This window comes from Spirosoma profusum (assembly GCF_014699005.1).
In the GTDB taxonomy this organism is placed as follows: domain Bacteria; phylum Bacteroidota; class Bacteroidia; order Cytophagales; family Spirosomataceae; genus Spirosoma; species Spirosoma profusum.
Genome location: NZ_JACWZY010000029.1, coordinates 100,178 through 117,898, shown reverse-complemented (window position 1 = coordinate 117,898; position 17,721 = coordinate 100,178). Strand labels below are relative to the sequence as shown.

Genomic DNA, 17,721 nt, shown 5'->3' with positions numbered 1-17,721 from the left:
TTACTTATCATCTGGGATGGCGCTTCGCTTCACCGTGGAGAAGCCGTTAAAGCGTTCTTGACAGAGCACCCTGGTCGAGTTCATTTAGAACGTTTGCCCGCCTATAGTCCCGAGCTAAAGCCGACCGAGTTGTGTGGAATCAGCTCAAACAGCGATTGAAAAACCGGGTATTTCTATCCTTAAACGATCTGACCTTGGCCGTCTTGGAGCAGGTTAGTTTATTGGAGACGAATCGAAAACTAGTTCAGGTCTTCTTCCATCAGAAGGAGGTCGCCTTCTTTACGGATTAATTCACGCATCAATAAAGAGAATTCATAGGAAACAATTCCTACAGATTCCAACCCATAGCAAATAAAAAGCCCCCGAATCAATATGATCCGAGGGCTTTTTATTTGGCTATATACAAACGTCAATAATCCCCTGGATGGCTGGTATTCCAGCAACCACTAAACTTCTCGGAGATTATATATGACGAATTAAGAATCATATCCAGTTTGCACCAAATTAACCGGTAAACTCAAAGGAACCAATAAGTAGTTACGATACAGGAAAATTTTCTTGTTTTTACTACGGGTTCCAATCAACAGAGTATTACGTAAGCTTTGTCAGGAGGGATACTCAATTGTTGCTCCGGTTTCACGGAAGCTTTTAGGTTCGCGGATTCGTTTCCAGCCTTCCTGTATAAAACCAATTCCGTAGCCAATCAACTGAACAAAAGCGGCTATTATGCTCAGTAGGCCAACGTAGAGACTTTTTTCTTTACGGGTCGCATCCAGGAGAATCAATACTGAAAATAGTATTAAAATGCCAATTCCCAGGCTAAACAATATGGGATGAATTAGCGCCATTATTGGTACCGAAAAAACAAAGAGCGTAAAGAGAGCTGGAAAGGTATGAACCAGCTTTAACTCAGAAGGGTAGTAGCGTGAGATGTTGATGCGGGCCCGGCCAAAGAAACGTAGTTGCCGAAAGAATTGCCCGAAATTCGTCCGGCGTTTGTGGTAAATAAAGGCATCGGGAATGAGCCCTGTTCGGAAGCCGTTTTCGATGATACGTATCGCGAACTCAATATCTTCGCCCATGCGGCTGAGTTTGTACCCGCGCGTAGCTTCCCAGACTTGCCGCGAAAGACCCATATTAAAGCTGCGGGGATGGAACGTACCGCCAAGGTTTTTTTTACTTCCCCGAATACCTCCCGTCGTAAATAGCGACGTCATGGAATAGCTGATAGCTTTCTGAACAGACGTAAAATCAGGGTGGGCAGCGTCAGGACCGCCATAGGCGTCTAACTTATCGTGTAAAAGTCGTTCAGTAACGGCCTCAAAATAGTGAGGAGGAATGAGCGCGTCAGAATCGAAAATGACAAAATAATCTCCTTGTGCGCGTTCGAAACCATAATTACGAGTGAATCCCTGTCCCGAATTTTCCTTGTAAAAATAACGTATCGTGAGCCGGTCGTTGAAGGCGGTCACTACGTCGTCGGCTTTGTTTCGGGAACCGTCTTCAATCACCAATACTTCAAACTGCTGATACGTCTGCTGAGTCAGCGTGTATAACAGCTCCCGCAGCTCATCGGGGCGGTTGAAAACAGGAATTATGACGGAGAAAAACACAGTATTAAGTGATAAATGATACGTGATGAATGACAAACAGGCTAACCACTCATCGCTCATCACATATCGTTCATCACTTCTAGTAGGCTTTCCTCGTTAGCCTGGATAACCTGTTCGACCAACGTATCAGTTAGCGCCGTCGACAGAAATAAACTCTCAAACTGCGACGGAGCCAGGTAAACACCCCGATCGAGCATAGCGTGAAAGTAACGGCCAAACGAACGTAAATCGCAGGATTTCGCTTCCGAGAAATTGGTAACAGGCTGGTCGGTCATAAACAGCGTATACATCGAACCAATGTGGTTTATCGTATAGGTCATGCCAAACTTCTCGAACGTAGCACTGAAGCCCGCAACTAGTTTATTACCTATAGCTTCCAGTTGCATATAAACGTCCGAATGATCGTTAAGGTAACGTAGCATCGCCAGTCCTGCCGACATCGCGATGGGATTGCCCGATAACGTACCGGCCTGATAAACAGGACCAGCCGGTGAAACCTGGTTCATGATATCGGCTCGACCACCGTAGGCGCCGACTGGCATCCCTCCACCGATGATTTTCCCCATCGTGGTTAAGTCAGGCAGGATACCAAAACGTTCCTGAGCACCACCTTTCGCTAATCGGAAACCTGTCATTACTTCGTCGAAAATCAGGATTGCGCCGTGTTTATCGCAAAGAGCTCGGATACCTTCCAGAAAACCTGGTTCGGGGAGTACGCAGCCCATATTTCCAACCACCGGCTCCAGAATTACGGCGGCCACTTGATTGTGGTTGTTTTCGAAAAGCAGTTCGACAGCTGCAAGGTCGTTGAAAGGAGCTGTTAACGTATCGGCGGCTGTGGCTTTGGTAACGCCCGGACTGTCGGGAACGCCCATCGTAACGGCTCCGCTACCCGCAGCAATCAGGAACGAATCGCCGTGGCCGTGGTAACAGCCTTCAAACTTGATAAGCTTATCGCGCCCGGTGAACCCTCTGGCTACCCGAATTGCCGACATTGTGGCCTCTGTACCAGAGTTTACCATCCTGACTTTATCAACCGATGGCACCATCCACGTAATCAATTCGGCCATCTCGACTTCCTTTCGGGTGGGAGCCCCAAACGAAAACGAATGCTGAATGGCATCCCGAACTGCTTTTTCGACCGGTTCGAAAGCATGCCCCAGAATCATTGGGCCCCAGGAATTGATGAGTTCGATATATTGCCGACCATCTTCATCGTAAAGAAATGGCCCTTTGGCCGACTTGATGAAAAGGGGAGAGCCCCCGACGGCTCGAAACGCCCGAACCGGCGAGTTTACACCTCCCGGAATCAGGGTTTTTGCTTTTTCAAATAATTGTTCGCTTGTAGTCATGTGTCAAAGAGCGAAAGCGTAAAAGCGTGAATACCATCCGACAGGAAATTTTGCGTCAGTTATTCACTTATTCATTCACGCTTTCGCTCATTCAATTTTTACCAGCCGCCCGTCGGTGAATTTAACGATAGGGACGATCTGATTGTCGTTGGTTTGCGTGTAATCGAATCCGGAGAGGAGATAATCGTCGGTGTCGGAACGTAACATGCTTCGGTTACGTAATGAACTTCCGTTCTTGGCTAGCTGACGGCCGAAAAATAGCATCATGTCGTAACCCTGACTTGCAAAAACCGACGGTATAGTGTTACGTTTGGCAACGTATTGCTCCTGGAATGTAACAACAGGTTCCCGCGTTACGTCGATAAAGTCAGGGTAAAGCAGGTATAAATTCCGTTTGGTGAACGTAGCGGTAGCGTCACTGTACATGTCAAAAGCAGTGGAAGTAGCCATAACGGGACCGTTGATTTTCTTGCGGCTCAGGGCATCGAGCAACCGCTGACCATCGGTGTCACTGCTGCTGGCAAAGAAAATATGTCCCAGTGTGGCACCTGCCACCTGCGAACTATTGACTGGACGAGTTGTCGAACCGGGTTGCTGCAACATAGCGTCGGCCATAGCCTGGGCTGTCCCCGATAATTTTCTAAAATCAACAACCTGATAATTTTGCCGTTGCATCTCGGTCTGATAGGCCAGTGCCAGGAGCGAATCTTTTCGGGATGTACCGAAATAAATGGCTACCCGACGGCTACTGAGGTCGTTTGCCACTTTCACTTCCGAACGTATTAAAGAGGCTGCCTGTTTAGCCGCCTGTTGCGCCTGCTGATTTAGCGATGGCTGAGCTAGAAAAGCCATTGGCTGATTGGCTACCAGATCGCTGTTTGTAGCGATAGGATTAAGCAGTAAAATACTGTTTTGGCTGGCGTAAGCTGATGCTATTCGATTCGGTTCAACGTAGAGAGGCCCAATCATGAGGTCAGTCTGGGCAAAGGCTGGGCTGTTAACTAATTCGAGGGTTTTATTCGCGTCGTTCTCGATATCGTAAGCAAACAAATTGACCGTGATGCCTTCCTCCTGTAGCTTAGTCTTGGCCATTTTAATGCCATTGTACAGATCATAGACGTACTGATTTGTCCGTGCTCGTTTCTCTGCGTCGAATTCATCCAGCCGGAACGGAAATAATAGTGCTACGTTATAATAGCCTTTAGCGCGGTTAGCGCGAACAGGAACGGACGTAGCGGAAGCTGATGGTGTAGCCGATACGGGTGCTGTCGAGCGCGTTGAGGCAATGTTAGGTACGCCAAACCGATTTGTAAGTCGGTCAGACAATTCGAGGTCTTCTTTGTCAGTCGCGGTTTGCTGGAGTAAGTCGATGAGTGCCAATCCAACGGCACGGTCGTCGGGGAATTCTTTGTTTAATGCTTTTAGGCGCTTCAGGTCGGTGATACGTCCTATAAATGCCTGTTCCAGCTTAATTCCCTCGGCCCGAATTTTGGCGTCGCTAATAGACTGTAGTGCGGCTACTCCGTCTTCAAGGCGACCCATTTCCATACTGACAGCAGCGAGCAGGTACTGAGCGTCATCTACTTTGTTCCAATCGGAGAAACGGGTCTGCAACTGTTTCAGCATGGCCTGTGCCTGCGGAAAGTTCTTTTGTCGAAATGCGGCCAGAGCGTAGTAATAGTGAGCATATGGGCTGAGCGGCCCATCGCGCTGAATGAGTAGGTTCAGTTCGGTTTTGGCCTTCTCATAGTCGCCGGAACGTACCAGTTGCACGGCAGTTTTGTAGCGTTTCTGGTTGTCGGTTGATGGTTGCGCCATGGTAACCTGCCAGCTCAACAGACCCGTCAGAAAGACCAATCGTATACAACAACCCTTGCTACCACTCATGACTTGTTTGCGTTTTCAGTTTACTGTTATCCGTTTACAGTATTTGCGTCAGCCAACTGTAAACGGATAACAGTAAACTGAAAACAGTGGACTTATTTCTTCTGTTTAGCTCGTTTTTGAGCTTCGTCGGCCTGTTTGCGGGCTTCCTCGGCGGCTGCGAGTTGTTTCTGGAGCAGCGCCTGGAATCCACCGGGTTTCTTGCCCTGACCGGTAGCATTTTTTCGCCGATTTTCGTCCAGGAGCGCTTTGATTTTTTCTTCGTCAACGAAGCGCCGAATCAGTTGTTGCTGGGCGATGGTCACTACGTTCGATACAAAATAATAAAAAGTCAAACCTGCTGGATACGAGTTCAGCACAAACATAAACATTAGCGGGAATACGTAGCTCAACGCTTTCATATTCACCGGTCCTGGCTGGGTAGGCGTGGTCTGATTGTTATAATAGGCGTATGCAATCGACGATATCGTCATCAATACAGTAAACAGACTCAGGTGACCGCCAATAAAGGGAAGCGTCGGGAACGTAAGGAACGCATCGTAGGTCGAAAGGTCACCTGCCCACAGAAATGGTTTCTGCCGGAGTTCAATCAGATTTGGAAATAGCATGAACAGCGCGAACAGAATTGGCATGGTTGCCAGTACCGGCACACAACCACTCAGTGGACTAACGCCTACTTCCTGATACAACTTCATCTGCTCCGACTGCTGTTTAGTCATGTCGTCGCCGACTCGCTCTTTAATGGCTTCGATTTCGGGAGCCAGCACCCGCATCTTAGCCATACTGATGTATGACTTGTAGGTTAACGGTGTTAACAAAAGCTTTACAAAGATGACAAGCACAATAATGAGCAAGCCATAATTCGAAATACCCTTCTCCAGCAGGTTGAAAACAGGCACAAAGAAATACTTGTTGATCGGCTTCAGAATCGAATAACCCAGGTAAACGTTCCGGTCAAATTCGGGCGCTACGTCGCCCAATAACTGAAAATCGTTGGGGCCGTAGTAGAATTTGTATTGACCTTTTCCCGCTTTTACGTCGGCCAGCGGCAGTGTTACGTCGGCAACAGCCGTCTTCACTACGTTGCTGTCAGTCGGATCGACTAAAGTTTTGAAACTGGCTTTGGTGAGTGGCGCATTTTTAGCGACAAAGCCCGACAGGAAATATTTGTGCTTGATGGTGAACCACTGCACAGGTTCGTCAACGGTTGTTTCTTCGTTGCTTTCGCTTTCTTTCAGTCCGTCAAAATTTTCATCGCTCGAAAGGTAGTTGATCGTTGCCGCCCGACGGTTGTTGGCCAGATCATTTTCATATTGGCGCATCTTATCCTCCCAGAAGAACCGGATGTCGCCATTGCCAACGGAGTTTCCTAATCCGTTTAATTTCAAACCGTAATCCAATACGTATCCCTCAGCAGGTAAGGTGTAGGTTTGCTCAACAGATTGACCAGGTGCTACGTCGGCGCGGAACGTAATTTGTTTGGGTTGACCGTTATCCGGGCTATTCTGGCTGGTAGTCTGATAATAAAGTTGGTGCAGGTTAACTTTTCCTCGACTGGTCGGCAATTCGAGCAGCGTTTTACTACTCTCATTATCAATCAGTACCAGTGGTTTCTGATTGTAAGTCTTGTACTTCTTCAGTACAACCTCTTTCACGCGGCCACCCTGCGTGCTGAACGTTACTTTAATGTCTTTGTTTTCGAGAACAATATCGCGGGTTTCACCAGTAGCTGCTGCCGCAAAATCACCAAACTGTGCCTTAGCTGCGGCTGAATCGAGCGGTTGTCCCGCTTTTTCGACAGCGGCTGCGGCCGCCGAAGCCGTGGTTGGTTTGGTAGTCTGAGTTTGTTGAGCCGGTTCCTTTTCGGGCGCGGGTTTCGGTACCAGCAACTGGTAGCCGACCAGCATCGCCAGAATCAGGACAATGCCAATAATTTGATTACGATCCATTTAGTTTTAAGTCGTCGGGTACTAGTCAACAGTCGATAGTCGATAGTAATTCCTTTAAAGATCACTAACGATTATTGACTGACGACTAGCCACTTTTTTTGCAAAATTACGCCAATCCGTCGGTTAATCAACCACTTCGGCTGTTTCTACACCGGCGGTTGCCAGATTGGATGGAGCCGCATTTTTCTGCTGACTATAGGTAAGCGCAGCCCGTACGAACTGTACAAAAAGCGGATGAGGATTCATGACGGTACTCTTCAGCTCCGGGTGAAACTGCACACCTACGAACCAGGGATGCTGACTCTGAGCCAGTTCTACAATTTCTACTAACCCCGTTTCCGGATTCGTACCAGTTGGTCGTAGCCCTGCTTTTTCGAAGGCTTCCAGGTAATCATTGTTAAATTCGTAACGATGCCGGTGGCGTTCACTGATCTGGAGTTTTCCGTAAATCTGGTGCGCCAGCGAATCGCGTTTTAGTTTGCAGGCATAGGCCCCTAGGCGCATGGTACCGCCCTTATCAGTAATGCTTTTCTGCGCTTCCATCATACTAATAACCGGCGTGCCCGTGTGCGGCTCCATTTCGGTTGAGTGTGCTTCAGAAATACCCATTACGTTGCGGGCGTACTCAATCACGGCCATTTGCATACCCAGGCAGATACCCAGGAACGGAATACCCTGCTCACGAACGTAGCGAACAGCATTTATTTTACCTTCAATACCCCGTTCGCCAAAACCAGGTGCCACCAGCACACCATCCAACTGGCTCAAGACTTCCGCGCAATGGTGTTCGTCGACCAGCGTTTCAGACTGTATCCACTCCAATTCTACTTTACATTCGTTGGTAGCCCCAGCATGTATAAACGACTCAGCGATAGACTTATAAGCGTCGTGCAGCTCTACGTATTTGCCAACCAGTCCGATACGTACCACATCGCCGGGATTTTTGAGTCGCGCCAGAAAACTTTTCCAGACATCCAGATCGGCATCTTTGTCGTTGTAAAGGTCCATCATGTAAAGAGCGCGCTGGTCGAGTCGCTCTTTCTGCATCAGCAACGGTACGTCGTAAATGGTTTGGGCATCAATGGCTTCAATAACCGAACTGACCTGTACGTTACAGAACAGGGCAATTTTCTTTCGGATATCCTGCGGAAGTGGGTGTTCCGTACGGCAAACGATGATATCAGGCTGAACACCATTTTCGAGCAGCATACGTACCGAGTGTTGAGTCGGCTTGGTTTTTAGCTCACCCGCCGATTGCAGGTATGGAACCAGTGTCAGGTGAATCACTAGCGTATCGTGTTCGCCCAGTTCAAATTTTAATTGCCGTACTGCTTCAACAAAAGGCAGCGATTCAATGTCGCCCACGCAGCCGCCAATTTCAGTAATAACAATATCGTACTCACCAGTTTCGCCCAGCAGTCTGATATTTCGTTTGATTTCATCAGTGATGTGCGGCACAACCTGCACCGTTTTTCCCAGGAAATCGCCCCGGCGTTCGCGGGTGATGACGTTGTTATAAATACGTCCGGTTGTGATGTTATTCGCCTGTGACGTTGGCCGGTTCAGGAACCGCTCGTAGTGCCCGAGATCGAGATCAGTTTCGGCGCCATCGTCAGTAACGTAACATTCGCCGTGTTCGTAAGGATTGAGCGTGCCAGGATCGATATTAATATACGGGTCGAATTTTTGAATCGTTACCGTAAGTCCTCTGGATTGAAGCAGTTTGGCGAGTGAAGAGGCAATAATGCCTTTGCCAAGTGATGAAGTTACCCCGCCTGTAACAAATATGTATTTTGCGGATTTGGGTCCCGTAGCCGCCATGATTGAAACCTGTTTTGGTCGTTACGGGATGTAAAGATAAGGAGTCGAAAGGAGAAAATTGAGGAGCCCCCTCGGAAAAATCACCAATATTTTCTAATGCCCTACTGCTCAACCGGATACTGCATCGACTTTATCGCTACGTTGCCACCACAGCTCTTTTTGTGGAAATCATTTCGTAAATCTCAGGCCGTATATTCATATGAGAACGTAGCAAAATGGGTTTTTATAAGCATTGTTGGCAAATAGTTGCTGGTGAAATATCAGTAAAAATCGCCTGGCCAACTAAGCAGGAATATAATACGATTTACGGATTTGGTATAGGTATAAATACTGCATCTCACAGAATTATATGATGAAATAATGTTTTACTTTCTATTGCCGGAATAAGGATTTAGTTAGTGGTGTTGATTAATTAATTTGCTCATTGAAATCAAAGATCCTGTGCCATTAAATAACACTTAAGTTAGATATGCTACGTCGCTGGAATTGGCAATAGATATACTTACGGTCTATTGCATAACTGTTGAAAATGATATGTAAGCATCTAATAAGCTTATTTTAATAAAAGTTAAAAAATAAATTTGACTTTTTCGTTGGAACGTCCACTATATTTGTGTCGGAAGGATGTTTTAAACAATAAAGAAATTGAAAATGAAAGCTAAACAAATTCGGTTTTTTTCGCCAGACGAGAACAGCGAAGAAAAGAAAAAAGAGAAAAAGAAATCGGTTAAGCAAGCTCCTGTTACGGGCTATATTTCAACAGGCGGTAAACTTGTTTTTCCTGACAAATCGGCCTCTCAATTGGGCTTCGATCCAGAAAATAACCGTTTTAAAGTAGGTACACAGGATGGAAAGCGTAAAATTAAATCGCTCTATTTAATACCAGCGGGTGGCGAAGAAGGGGAGACGTTTGAACTGGCGAAAGCGGCTAAAAGCCACGCTATTTCATTACCCTTTATTCTACAGAAAGGCGGAATTGATTATGCTAAATCGAAATATAGTTTTACGGTTAAGTCATTTGATTATGATAACGGCGTAACGGGTTACGAACTTAAATTGGCGAGCGATAGTCCCAAACCTGAATATACCGGCAAGCCGCGCGGACGGAAACGTCAAAATCCGATTGGCGAATAAAAAACGTATCAACTAGTACGTACTATACCGATAAAACGACTGGTACGTTAAAAAAGCGGGCTAATTGGCTCGCTTTTTTTATTGCTCAGATAACGTAGCGTACTATTTTTAGTGTAGAAACTGTAGGGAAATTGTGTTAAAAACGCTCTTGTGAAAAGGCTACATTGTTTTCGTAACTTAAGAAAACGAACTAATTGATTTAATAGAATAAAAATGAGCTTACATGCAATTCACTCATTTTTATATTTATTCATATTCATGATTTTGGATGGTTAAAACATAGTTTCATGTACTGAAGTTAGTCCGCTATGACACGTAATCAATTAGATGATCTTATTGCATCAGGAGAAAATAATCGACTTGAATTTAAACGAGAACTATCGTCGGCGTATCGTATTGCGCGAACGCTGGCTGCGTTTGCAAATACAACAGGTGGTACGTTGTTAATTGGCGTGGCCGACGATGGTAAAATTGTAGGTGTGCCGTCAGAATTTCGTGAGGTAAGCAAACTTGAAGACGCAACTGAACGACTAATAGAGCCTGTATTATCGATTAGTTATGAAACCCTATCAGCCGATGGACGGCTGGTGTTGCTGGTCGAAGTGCCCGATAGTGATGAGAAACCACACTACGTTCGCGACGAAGTGGGCAAACGTATGCTCTACGTTCGAGTGAGAGATAAGTCAGTTCCAACCAATAATTTGATTCAGTCGACCAACCAGGCTACCCCTGAACTACTAAAATCGGCAACCGTTCGGGCGTTGATCCAATATCTTCGCAAAAACGATGATATTTCTGCCAGCCGATTTGCCAAACTGGTCAATATTTCAGACTATCGGGCCAGTAAGTTACTTCGGCAATTGTCGGTGCAGGGATTGTTGATCATGATCGATAAAGCGCGTCCGGTGCGTTTCGCATTGCAGGTAACCGTATAGTTACTAATTGGCCAACATTGCTGATAAATCAGCCATTCTTACGACATTTGCGGTGTTATGACCGTTCAAGAGCCCGTTACCCGAGAAACCATTACCGCTTTTTTTAAAGACCTTCAGGACCGTATTTGCCTGGCGCTGACCGAAGCTGATGGCACCGGTAGGTTTCAGGAAGATTTGTGGGAACGTCCGGGTGGGGGCGGGGGACGCTCGCGAATAATGAGTGGCGGTACAATTATTGAGAAAGGAGGAGTTGGTTTTTCGGCCGTTCATGGCGAAGCTACTGAAGCCACGTTACGTGTGCTGAATCTGACCGAACCCGCCGAATTTTATGCGACCGGCGTATCGATTGTATTGCACCCACATAACCCGATGGTCCCCATTATTCACATGAATGTCCGCTATTTTGAGATGAGCAGCGGCCATAACTGGTTTGGTGGAGGAATCGATTTAACACCCCACTACGTAGTGGCCGACGACGCCCGCTGGTTTCATCAATACCTCAAATCCATTTGTGACTTTCACCAGTCGGCATACTACGCAAAGTTTAAAGCCTGGGCCGACGACTATTTTTATATTCCGCATCGGCAGGAAACCCGGGGTGTTGGAGGCATCTTTTTCGATTATCTGCGTCCAGCCGACGATTCTCACAAAGCTTCACTATTTTCATTTGTTCAGGACGTAGGGAATGCTTTTGCCCCCATTTATACTCACTTCATGCGTAATAATCACGAATTGCCGTACGGGGAGCAGGAAAAAAACTGGCAATTACTACGTCGGGGGCGCTACGTCGAATTTAACCTGGTTTGGGATAGAGGCACCCGATTCGGATTGGAAACTAATGGACGTACCGAGTCTATATTGATGAGTATGCCACCTCAGGCCAACTGGCACTATAATTTCACAGTAGCACCTGGCAGCCGGGAAGAACAGACGCTGGAACTCCTCCGAAAGGGCGTAGACTGGGCCGAAGAGCTATAAATGGCTAAGAATGGTCGGAAACTTTCTCGGTTAGTACGTCCAGATTCCAGACCTGCGCCGGATCATAATAAAGAAACCCCTGATTCAGAGAAAGTGGGCTGCCGAAGTTATTAGTATACAATTGGCCAGTACCTAGCCCTTGCGGTAACAGATGCTTATGCTGCGCCGTGTACTGCGCAATGGCATTAAGCCCGATATTCGATTCAAGCGCCGAAGTAATCCACCAGCCAATATTAAGCCGATTCGCGACTTCTATCCACTCGTCGCAGTGGCGCAGGCCACCCAGTAAGGTTGGTTTCAGAATAATGAACTGGGGCTGAATTTTCTTTAGCAACCTGAATTTGTGAACGTACTCCATCTGACCAATCAGTTCTTCATCGAGCGCAATAGGCAGGGGTGTGTGCCGGCACAGTTCTGCCATTAGGTCAGACTGACCGGCGGCTATTGGCTGCTCTATCGAGTGTAAGTCGAACGTAGCGAGTCGTTCGAGTTTGGTCATAGCTTCGTTAGCATGGAAAGCGCCGTTCGCATCTACACGTAGCGTAATCTGCTGGGCAGTAAATCGCTCCCGAATCATACGTAGCAGGTCGCATTCCTGCTCAAAATCGAGCGCACCAATTTTTAGTTTTAACGTAGTGTAACCCGCCTGTAGCTTTTCTTCAATTTGTTGTTTCATGAAGGCAGGATTTCCCATCCAGATTAGCCCATTGATAGGGATGGGGTGGCGGCCTTCAGTGAAATCAGACGGCTGAATAATCCGTTTTCCACCTGACAGAAAGTCAAGCATGGCCGTTTCGAAGCCAAACAGGATGCTTGGAAATTGCGGACTGATTATCTGCGTGAGAATGATGGGCAGGTTCCAGGGAAACAACTCCAGATCCAACGCGTTGAACTCCCGACAGAATTGTGCCAAACACTCCTCAAAATCAGGGCGGTCGTCGTAACTAAGGCCCACCAATGGCCCGCTCTCGCCATAACCCACTACGTGTGGCTGCTCATCATCGCGCAGTCGGATGATGTACGAAGTCTTTTGCGTGAGGGTGCCACGCGACGTACCCGCTTCGAAGCGAAAGTGCAACGTATGTTTCAGGTAGTCGACTTGCAAACTCATTGGGTTAGTAAATTCTTGGCGGGCATTCTGAGCCTAAAAGTACTACATTTGACTTTTCAGAAAAGGCAATGTTACGAAATTATTAGTGAAGTATTTTAAAGGAAAATGGCTGCTGCTGCCAGCCAGTTGGCTATATGGTGGGATAACCGATATCCGTAATTGGCTATACGACAGTCAGTTAATCCGTTCGCTAAGACCGTCTTTGCCGACAATTTCCGTAGGTAATCTTACCGTCGGCGGAACAGGAAAAACGCCTATGATTGAGTTTTTGATTAAACGGTCGTTATCTCCAACCCTGAATGTTCCCAAACGTATCGTTTCCCTGAGCCGGGGATATGGTAGACAGACCAAAGGATTCCGAGTTGCTACCGACGCCGATACGGCAGCCACCATTGGCGATGAGCCTTTACAATTGTATCGCAAGTTTGGTCAGGCTATTCAGGTGACGGTGGGCGAACGGCGGGCCGATGCCATTCTCACGATTCAGGACCGTTTCCCCGAAACAAAGCAAATTCTGCTCGACGATGCGTTTCAGCACCGTGCTGTACAGCCGAAACTGAATATTCTGTTGATGGACTATAATCGGCCTTTTTACGAAGATTACCCATTTCCGGCCGGGCGACTTCGCGAACGACGTAACAGTGCCCGTCGGGCCGATGGTATCGTGGTGACAAAATGCCCAGCCAACCTGTGGGAAACGGAACAGCAACGTATCACCAGCCAAATTCGAACGTATTGCCGACCCGAAACACCCGTTTTTTTTGCTGGCCTACAGTATGAAGATCCCGTTTCGTTTGCAACAAAGCAGACCGTTACGTCCCTGCCGCCGGTCGTGTTGGTGTCGGGGCTGGCCAGGGCTGAACCGCTGGAACAATACGTTCGTCAGACGTATCAATTGATTCACCATGAGCGATTTGCCGACCATTACGCTTATACCCGAAACGACCTGGACAAACTGATTACTGCGTTACCATCGGGAGCGGCCCTGCTGACGACTGAGAAAGACTGGGTGAAACTGGATACTCTATTGACAACCGATGAACGAAGCGCATTACCTCTTTACTTCCTGCCTGTGGCCATGCAATTTTTACCCGGCCAGGATTCAGCGTTTACGCAGTTTTTAGAAAGAGCGAAAGAATGAAAGAGCGAATACCATCCGGCAGCTCACTCTTTCGCTCTTTGAAGTCCTCGTTAAAAATCCTTAAGCCGCGAAACGTAGTATATCGTGTATCCGGGGTTTTGGCGTACTTTTGATCTGATGAAGCAGTGTTTTTTGGTCTTATTTATTAGTGTTGTTCTATCGATGAAGGGCTGGGGACAGCAGCTTCCGGGGGGCTTTCCTGCCGGTTTTGGCGGACGACAGGCACAACCGGGTTCATTCTCAGGTAATACGGGTTCTAGCAATAACGGAATCGATGATTCAACAAAAGTTATCTACGGTCCAAAATCGACCCGATACGTACTCGAAGACGACATTTTCAACAATCGCCGGAAACTTTATACCCTCGACACGACGATGGACGATGTTCATCGATTTACCTACGTTCAACGTAATCAGAATTTATACCAGGATTTGGGTTCGCTCGGTACGCCGATGCGTTCGATATACCTGCCCGTTCCACAGCAGTTAGGCGCACAACCGGGCTATTCGGTCTTTTCGCCCTACGCGTTTCAGACGATGGACGTGAAGTATTTTGATACGAAATCGCCCTTCACCGATATGTATCTCGCGCTGGGTGGGAATGATCAGAATATTCTGCGGTTCGATATGGCGCAGAACATTTCGCCCCGCTGGAACGCCGGTTTTAACGTCCAGCGATTTACGGCTGAAAAACAGTTCGGTACCAGCGGCTCCGCCAACCCATTTAAATTTCTGGCGCAAAACTGGGGCGTATTACTGCACACGAATTATCGCTCGAAAAATGATAAATACACGCTGCTGGCGCATTTTATCAACATGAACCACAGCGTCGACGAGCAGGGGGGGGTGTTGCCTGGGCAGGCTGTGGATGGTTCCACCATTGTGTACAATTACACAGGTGACCCCCGCTTACGTAGTGGTAGTTCGGCGGTACAGGGGCCGCACGGCTGGGAAATCCGAAACGACTGGCACGCCTATCACCAGTACGTGCTTCAAAAAGGGTTTCAGCTCTATCACCGGTTCGATTATCAGACGCACCGGAATTTTTACCAGGATGATACGTTGGCGCTGAACCGATATGCCCGTACTCCCACCGGCGATACGTTGCAATTTTACCCGGATATTCTCGGTGATACGTCACGTATTGAACACAAGGCCCGTTTTCGACTCCTTGAAAATCAGTTCGGTATAAAAGGTGTTGCTCAGTTTAAAGGCGCATCGTTCAACTATCGGGCTTACCTTCGCATCCGGAATTATCGTCAGCAGTCGCGCTATAATATTTCCCGCAGTGCTTACAATGAGTACGAAACACCGAGAACAGAAACGTTTGTGGGCGGATGGGCAGGCTATTATTTCCCCGACAGTTTGTCAAGGTTTACGGCTGAGGCTGAACTTGGAACGCGAGGTAGTTATCGCGTACAGGGTCAGCTTGAGAGTAAATTTCTGACGGCCGGTGGCTCCATTCTGCAAGTTGAGCCAACGTTGTTACAGGAACGTTTTCAAAGTAAAGTGTACTTCTGGAACGGCGTCGATAAAAATTCGAATCCGCTAACACTACGTAACTACTACCACGCTTATGGAAAACTGAATCTTGGTAACAACCGCATTCGCCTGCAACCGCAACTGGATTATTATCTGGTAAAAAACTTCATTTATTTCGATACGGCGGGCGTAGTAACTCAGGAAAAGGCTCCCTTAAGTATCATCAGAACCGGTCTGGGCTACCACTTTCAACTAGGCAAATTTTTGATTGCCGGACAGGGTTTCTATACGGTGCAGTCGGGGCCCGATGTGTTACGTCAGCCGCCCTTTTTCATGAACACCCGCATACAGTTTGAATTTCTGTATGCCAAAGTGCTTTACATTCAGACTGGTGTCGATTTGCATTATAAATCACCCTATTACGCTGATGCCTATATGCCGCTCACACAGCAATTTTACCTACAGAATCGTCAGATGGTGGAAGGATACATATTGGCCGATGTGTACGCCAATTTGCGTATTAACCGGACGCGCCTGTTCGTGAAACTAACCCACGCCAATCAGGGCGTATTCCAGGAGGGTTATTTTGTGGCTCCTGATTATCTACAACTTCGTCGCGGTTTCTCCTTCGGCGTCGACTGGTATCTGTTTGATTAACTGGCAATTTCCCTGTAACGTAACACCTAGCGACCTAGTATTGATTTACGGACATTTTACAATATTTGTTCTGGTTCTAGCTTAGTAGGTCGATCAAGCAGTGATTACGTATCTTTCTTCCAAATGGCCTCATTTATGCTGGTGTACTGCTGGTCAAAAAAAAGCCCTGGCCAATATTGGTCGGGGCTTTTGATTTTGAACATATCCGGGGCAAAGACTACTTCGGCTTGGCGAACAAAGCTACCCAGTAATACTTATAAGTGCTACTGCTGCTGTATCCGTATCCGACGCCTAAATGTTTGAGGTTTGGATTCATTATGTTTTGACAATGCCCTACTGACGCGCGCCAGCCATCTACTACCTGTGCAGACGCGGTATACCCAGCAGCAATGTTCTCAGCATAGGTTGACCAGGCGTAACCTTCGCGTTTTATACGAGTTCCAGGATCTGATCCATCCCTACCCATATGACTGAAGTAGTTTTTGGAAGCCATGTCAACAGCGTGCTTATCAGCTGCTGTGTTTAACTGGTTGTTCAGTGTTAAGGCGGGTACTGCTGGATAGGAGCGGCCTCCACAAGTACAGGGTTTGGCCCGTATCGCATTGATTCTGTTGAGTATTTCTGTCTGCTGCGCACTGGTAGCCGCAGCTGCCCGCGCTCCGGCCAGATTGGGCGTAAAATCCAGACTTCCCTTATCATCTTCCTGATAGATCGAAGACATGATGGGTTCAGGATTTGTATTCATTTCCTTATCCGATTGACAGGCGGCCGTAGCACACAGCAGGACGGCTAACCCAACTAAGTTAATAGGCTTCATATAGGTAAACGTTAAAGGTTAAATCAGATTTTTTTTTACTAAACAGTAAAGCCAATGTGCGTATGAAAGGATTTCCAACGTATCAAAGGTAGGAGCACTTAGTGCGATAGGCTTTCACTATTGTAACATTGACTTGACCTATTGTAACTTGAAGCAAAAACGGTGATTTTTTAGCCTTATACGTATCAGTTTTCAATACGTGGTAACGTCCAGTCTTTCCGAATCGCTATTAACCTAACCAGCGTGATAAGGCATGCCGACAAAATCAGATTAAACGTTGAGTCCAGACCTAAGAATCTGTTCAATTGATATAGTAACGCCCCCGCCAGGCAAGGGGTAACATAAAGCTGCCGATCTAAAATAAGTGGCAAATCGTTCACTAACGTATCCCGAATAACACCCCCGAAAAGGGCAGTGATGATACCAAGCAGAATAGCGGCCCAATCATTTACGCCCACTAAAAGCGCTTTTTGCATCCCCAGAATGGTAAATAAGCCAAGACCGATAGTGTCGAAAATAAGTAAAGGACGTTTGAGGGCTCCACGCCACCATTTGCGGCAAAAAACCGCAAGGCTAACGCTGGTAATAATGACAATTAAATAATTCGGATCTCGTATCCAGGCAATTGGATAAGCTCCCATAATCACATCCCGAATTGTCCCACCTCCGACGGCTGTTAGAAAGCCAATAAAAAGTATGGCAATTATATCATGGTACATTTTCTTACTTAGGGCAGACAGGGCTCCTGAAATAGCAAAGACACTTGTTCCTACTAAATCGATTATGTACCAGATAGACATGGATGTAACAGGCAATTAAGAAGCATGGCGAAAGCGCTTCGTTTCTA

At 47.1% G+C, this 17,721-nt stretch carries 14 protein-coding genes; 6 read left to right on the top strand and 8 right to left on the bottom strand.

The features are described 5' to 3' along the window. Nucleotides 1-57 precede the first annotated feature (57 nt). A complete protein-coding gene (locus IC229_RS36180) occupies nucleotides 58-159 on the top strand; it encodes a hypothetical protein (RefSeq protein ID WP_394355989.1) in 102 nt (33 codons plus the stop codon). Between the two features lie 446 nt (nucleotides 160-605). Here IC229_RS36180 and IC229_RS26735 read toward each other — a convergent pair whose 3' ends face one another. From IC229_RS26735 to IC229_RS26715, 5 genes are all read right to left on the bottom strand, one after another. Then, the gene (locus tag IC229_RS26735) at nucleotides 606-1,613 is read right to left on the bottom strand and encodes a glycosyltransferase (RefSeq protein ID WP_190890704.1); all 1,008 of its coding nucleotides are present in this window, start codon (nucleotides 1,611-1,613) and stop codon (nucleotides 606-608) included. A gap of 59 nt (nucleotides 1,614-1,672) precedes the next feature. Then, entirely contained in the window at nucleotides 1,673-2,965 is a 1,293-nt protein-coding gene (gene hemL, locus IC229_RS26730; protein ID WP_190890702.1) for a glutamate-1-semialdehyde 2,1-aminomutase, read from the bottom strand. An 87-nt stretch (nucleotides 2,966-3,052) separates the two neighbouring features. Continuing rightward, nucleotides 3,053-4,852: a tetratricopeptide repeat protein gene (locus IC229_RS26725; protein WP_190890701.1), complete on the bottom strand. Its 1,800-nt coding sequence runs from the start codon at nucleotides 4,850-4,852 to the stop codon at nucleotides 3,053-3,055. Between the two features lie 92 nt (nucleotides 4,853-4,944). Then, nucleotides 4,945-6,798: a membrane protein insertase YidC gene (yidC, locus tag IC229_RS26720; RefSeq protein ID WP_190890699.1), complete on the bottom strand. Its 1,854-nt coding sequence runs from the start codon at nucleotides 6,796-6,798 to the stop codon at nucleotides 4,945-4,947. Nucleotides 6,799-6,921: 123 nt separating this feature from the next. After that, nucleotides 6,922-8,619 (bottom strand): CTP synthase, encoded by a 1,698-nt coding sequence (locus IC229_RS26715; protein ID WP_190890697.1) that lies wholly within the window; start codon nucleotides 8,617-8,619, stop codon nucleotides 6,922-6,924. A 651-nt stretch (nucleotides 8,620-9,270) separates the two neighbouring features. On the opposite strand from IC229_RS26715, the gene IC229_RS26710 reads away from it, so the two are divergent. The 3 genes from IC229_RS26710 (at nucleotide 9,271) to hemF (ending at nucleotide 11,666) form a co-directional block, all read left to right on the top strand. Then, nucleotides 9,271-9,753 (top strand): hypothetical protein, encoded by a 483-nt coding sequence (locus IC229_RS26710; RefSeq protein ID WP_190890695.1) that lies wholly within the window; start codon nucleotides 9,271-9,273, stop codon nucleotides 9,751-9,753. 308 nt (nucleotides 9,754-10,061) lie between these two features. Further along, nucleotides 10,062-10,688, top strand: a complete 627-nt coding sequence (locus IC229_RS26705) for an AlbA family DNA-binding domain-containing protein (RefSeq protein WP_190890693.1) — start codon at nucleotides 10,062-10,064, stop codon at nucleotides 10,686-10,688. 57 nt (nucleotides 10,689-10,745) lie between these two features. After that, entirely contained in the window at nucleotides 10,746-11,666 is a 921-nt protein-coding gene (hemF, locus tag IC229_RS26700; protein WP_190890692.1) for an oxygen-dependent coproporphyrinogen oxidase, read from the top strand. 4 nt (nucleotides 11,667-11,670) lie between these two features. Here hemF and IC229_RS26695 read toward each other — a convergent pair whose 3' ends face one another. Then, a complete protein-coding gene (locus IC229_RS26695) occupies nucleotides 11,671-12,777 on the bottom strand; it encodes an o-succinylbenzoate synthase (RefSeq protein ID WP_190890690.1) in 1,107 nt (368 codons plus the stop codon). Between the two features lie 85 nt (nucleotides 12,778-12,862). Between IC229_RS26695 and lpxK the strand changes: the two genes are divergently transcribed. Both lpxK and IC229_RS26685 read left to right on the top strand, forming a co-directional pair. Continuing rightward, nucleotides 12,863-13,918: a tetraacyldisaccharide 4'-kinase gene (lpxK, locus tag IC229_RS26690; RefSeq protein ID WP_190890688.1), complete on the top strand. Its 1,056-nt coding sequence runs from the start codon at nucleotides 12,863-12,865 to the stop codon at nucleotides 13,916-13,918. 117 nt (nucleotides 13,919-14,035) lie between these two features. After that, on the top strand, nucleotides 14,036-16,057 hold the full coding sequence (locus IC229_RS26685) for a putative porin (protein WP_190890686.1): 2,022 nt from the start codon (nucleotides 14,036-14,038) through the stop codon (nucleotides 16,055-16,057). Between the two features lie 217 nt (nucleotides 16,058-16,274). Here IC229_RS26685 and IC229_RS26680 read toward each other — a convergent pair whose 3' ends face one another. Both IC229_RS26680 and IC229_RS26675 read right to left on the bottom strand, forming a co-directional pair. Then, the gene (locus IC229_RS26680) at nucleotides 16,275-16,874 is read right to left on the bottom strand and encodes a CAP domain-containing protein (protein ID WP_190890684.1); all 600 of its coding nucleotides are present in this window, start codon (nucleotides 16,872-16,874) and stop codon (nucleotides 16,275-16,277) included. A 185-nt stretch (nucleotides 16,875-17,059) separates the two neighbouring features. Beyond that, entirely contained in the window at nucleotides 17,060-17,674 is a 615-nt protein-coding gene (locus tag IC229_RS26675) for a trimeric intracellular cation channel family protein (RefSeq protein WP_190890683.1), read from the bottom strand. Nucleotides 17,675-17,721: the final 47 nt, after the last annotated feature.

Bases quoted from the DNA above. Each gene is read 5' to 3' on its own strand.
- IC229_RS26725 (WP_190890701.1), bottom strand. From the start codon at position 4,852: ATGAGTGGTAGCAAGGGTTGTTGTATACGATTGGTCTTTCTGACGGGT.
- IC229_RS26675 (WP_190890683.1), bottom strand. From the start codon at position 17,674: ATGTCTATCTGGTACATAATCGATTTAGTAGGAACAAGTGTCTTTGCT.
- IC229_RS26710 (WP_190890695.1), top strand. From the start codon at position 9,271: ATGAAAGCTAAACAAATTCGGTTTTTTTCGCCAGACGAGAACAGCGAA.
- IC229_RS26695 (WP_190890690.1), bottom strand. From the start codon at position 12,777: ATGAGTTTGCAAGTCGACTACCTGAAACATACGTTGCACTTTCGCTTC.
- IC229_RS26680 (WP_190890684.1), bottom strand. From the start codon at position 16,874: ATGAAGCCTATTAACTTAGTTGGGTTAGCCGTCCTGCTGTGTGCTACG.
- IC229_RS26685 (WP_190890686.1), top strand. From the start codon at position 14,036: ATGAAGCAGTGTTTTTTGGTCTTATTTATTAGTGTTGTTCTATCGATG.
- yidC (WP_190890699.1), bottom strand. From the start codon at position 6,798: ATGGATCGTAATCAAATTATTGGCATTGTCCTGATTCTGGCGATGCTG.
- hemL (WP_190890702.1), bottom strand. From the start codon at position 2,965: ATGACTACAAGCGAACAATTATTTGAAAAAGCAAAAACCCTGATTCCG.
- IC229_RS26715 (WP_190890697.1), bottom strand. From the start codon at position 8,619: ATGGCGGCTACGGGACCCAAATCCGCAAAATACATATTTGTTACAGGC.
- hemF (WP_190890692.1), top strand. From the start codon at position 10,746: ATGACCGTTCAAGAGCCCGTTACCCGAGAAACCATTACCGCTTTTTTT.
- IC229_RS26705 (WP_190890693.1), top strand. From the start codon at position 10,062: ATGACACGTAATCAATTAGATGATCTTATTGCATCAGGAGAAAATAAT.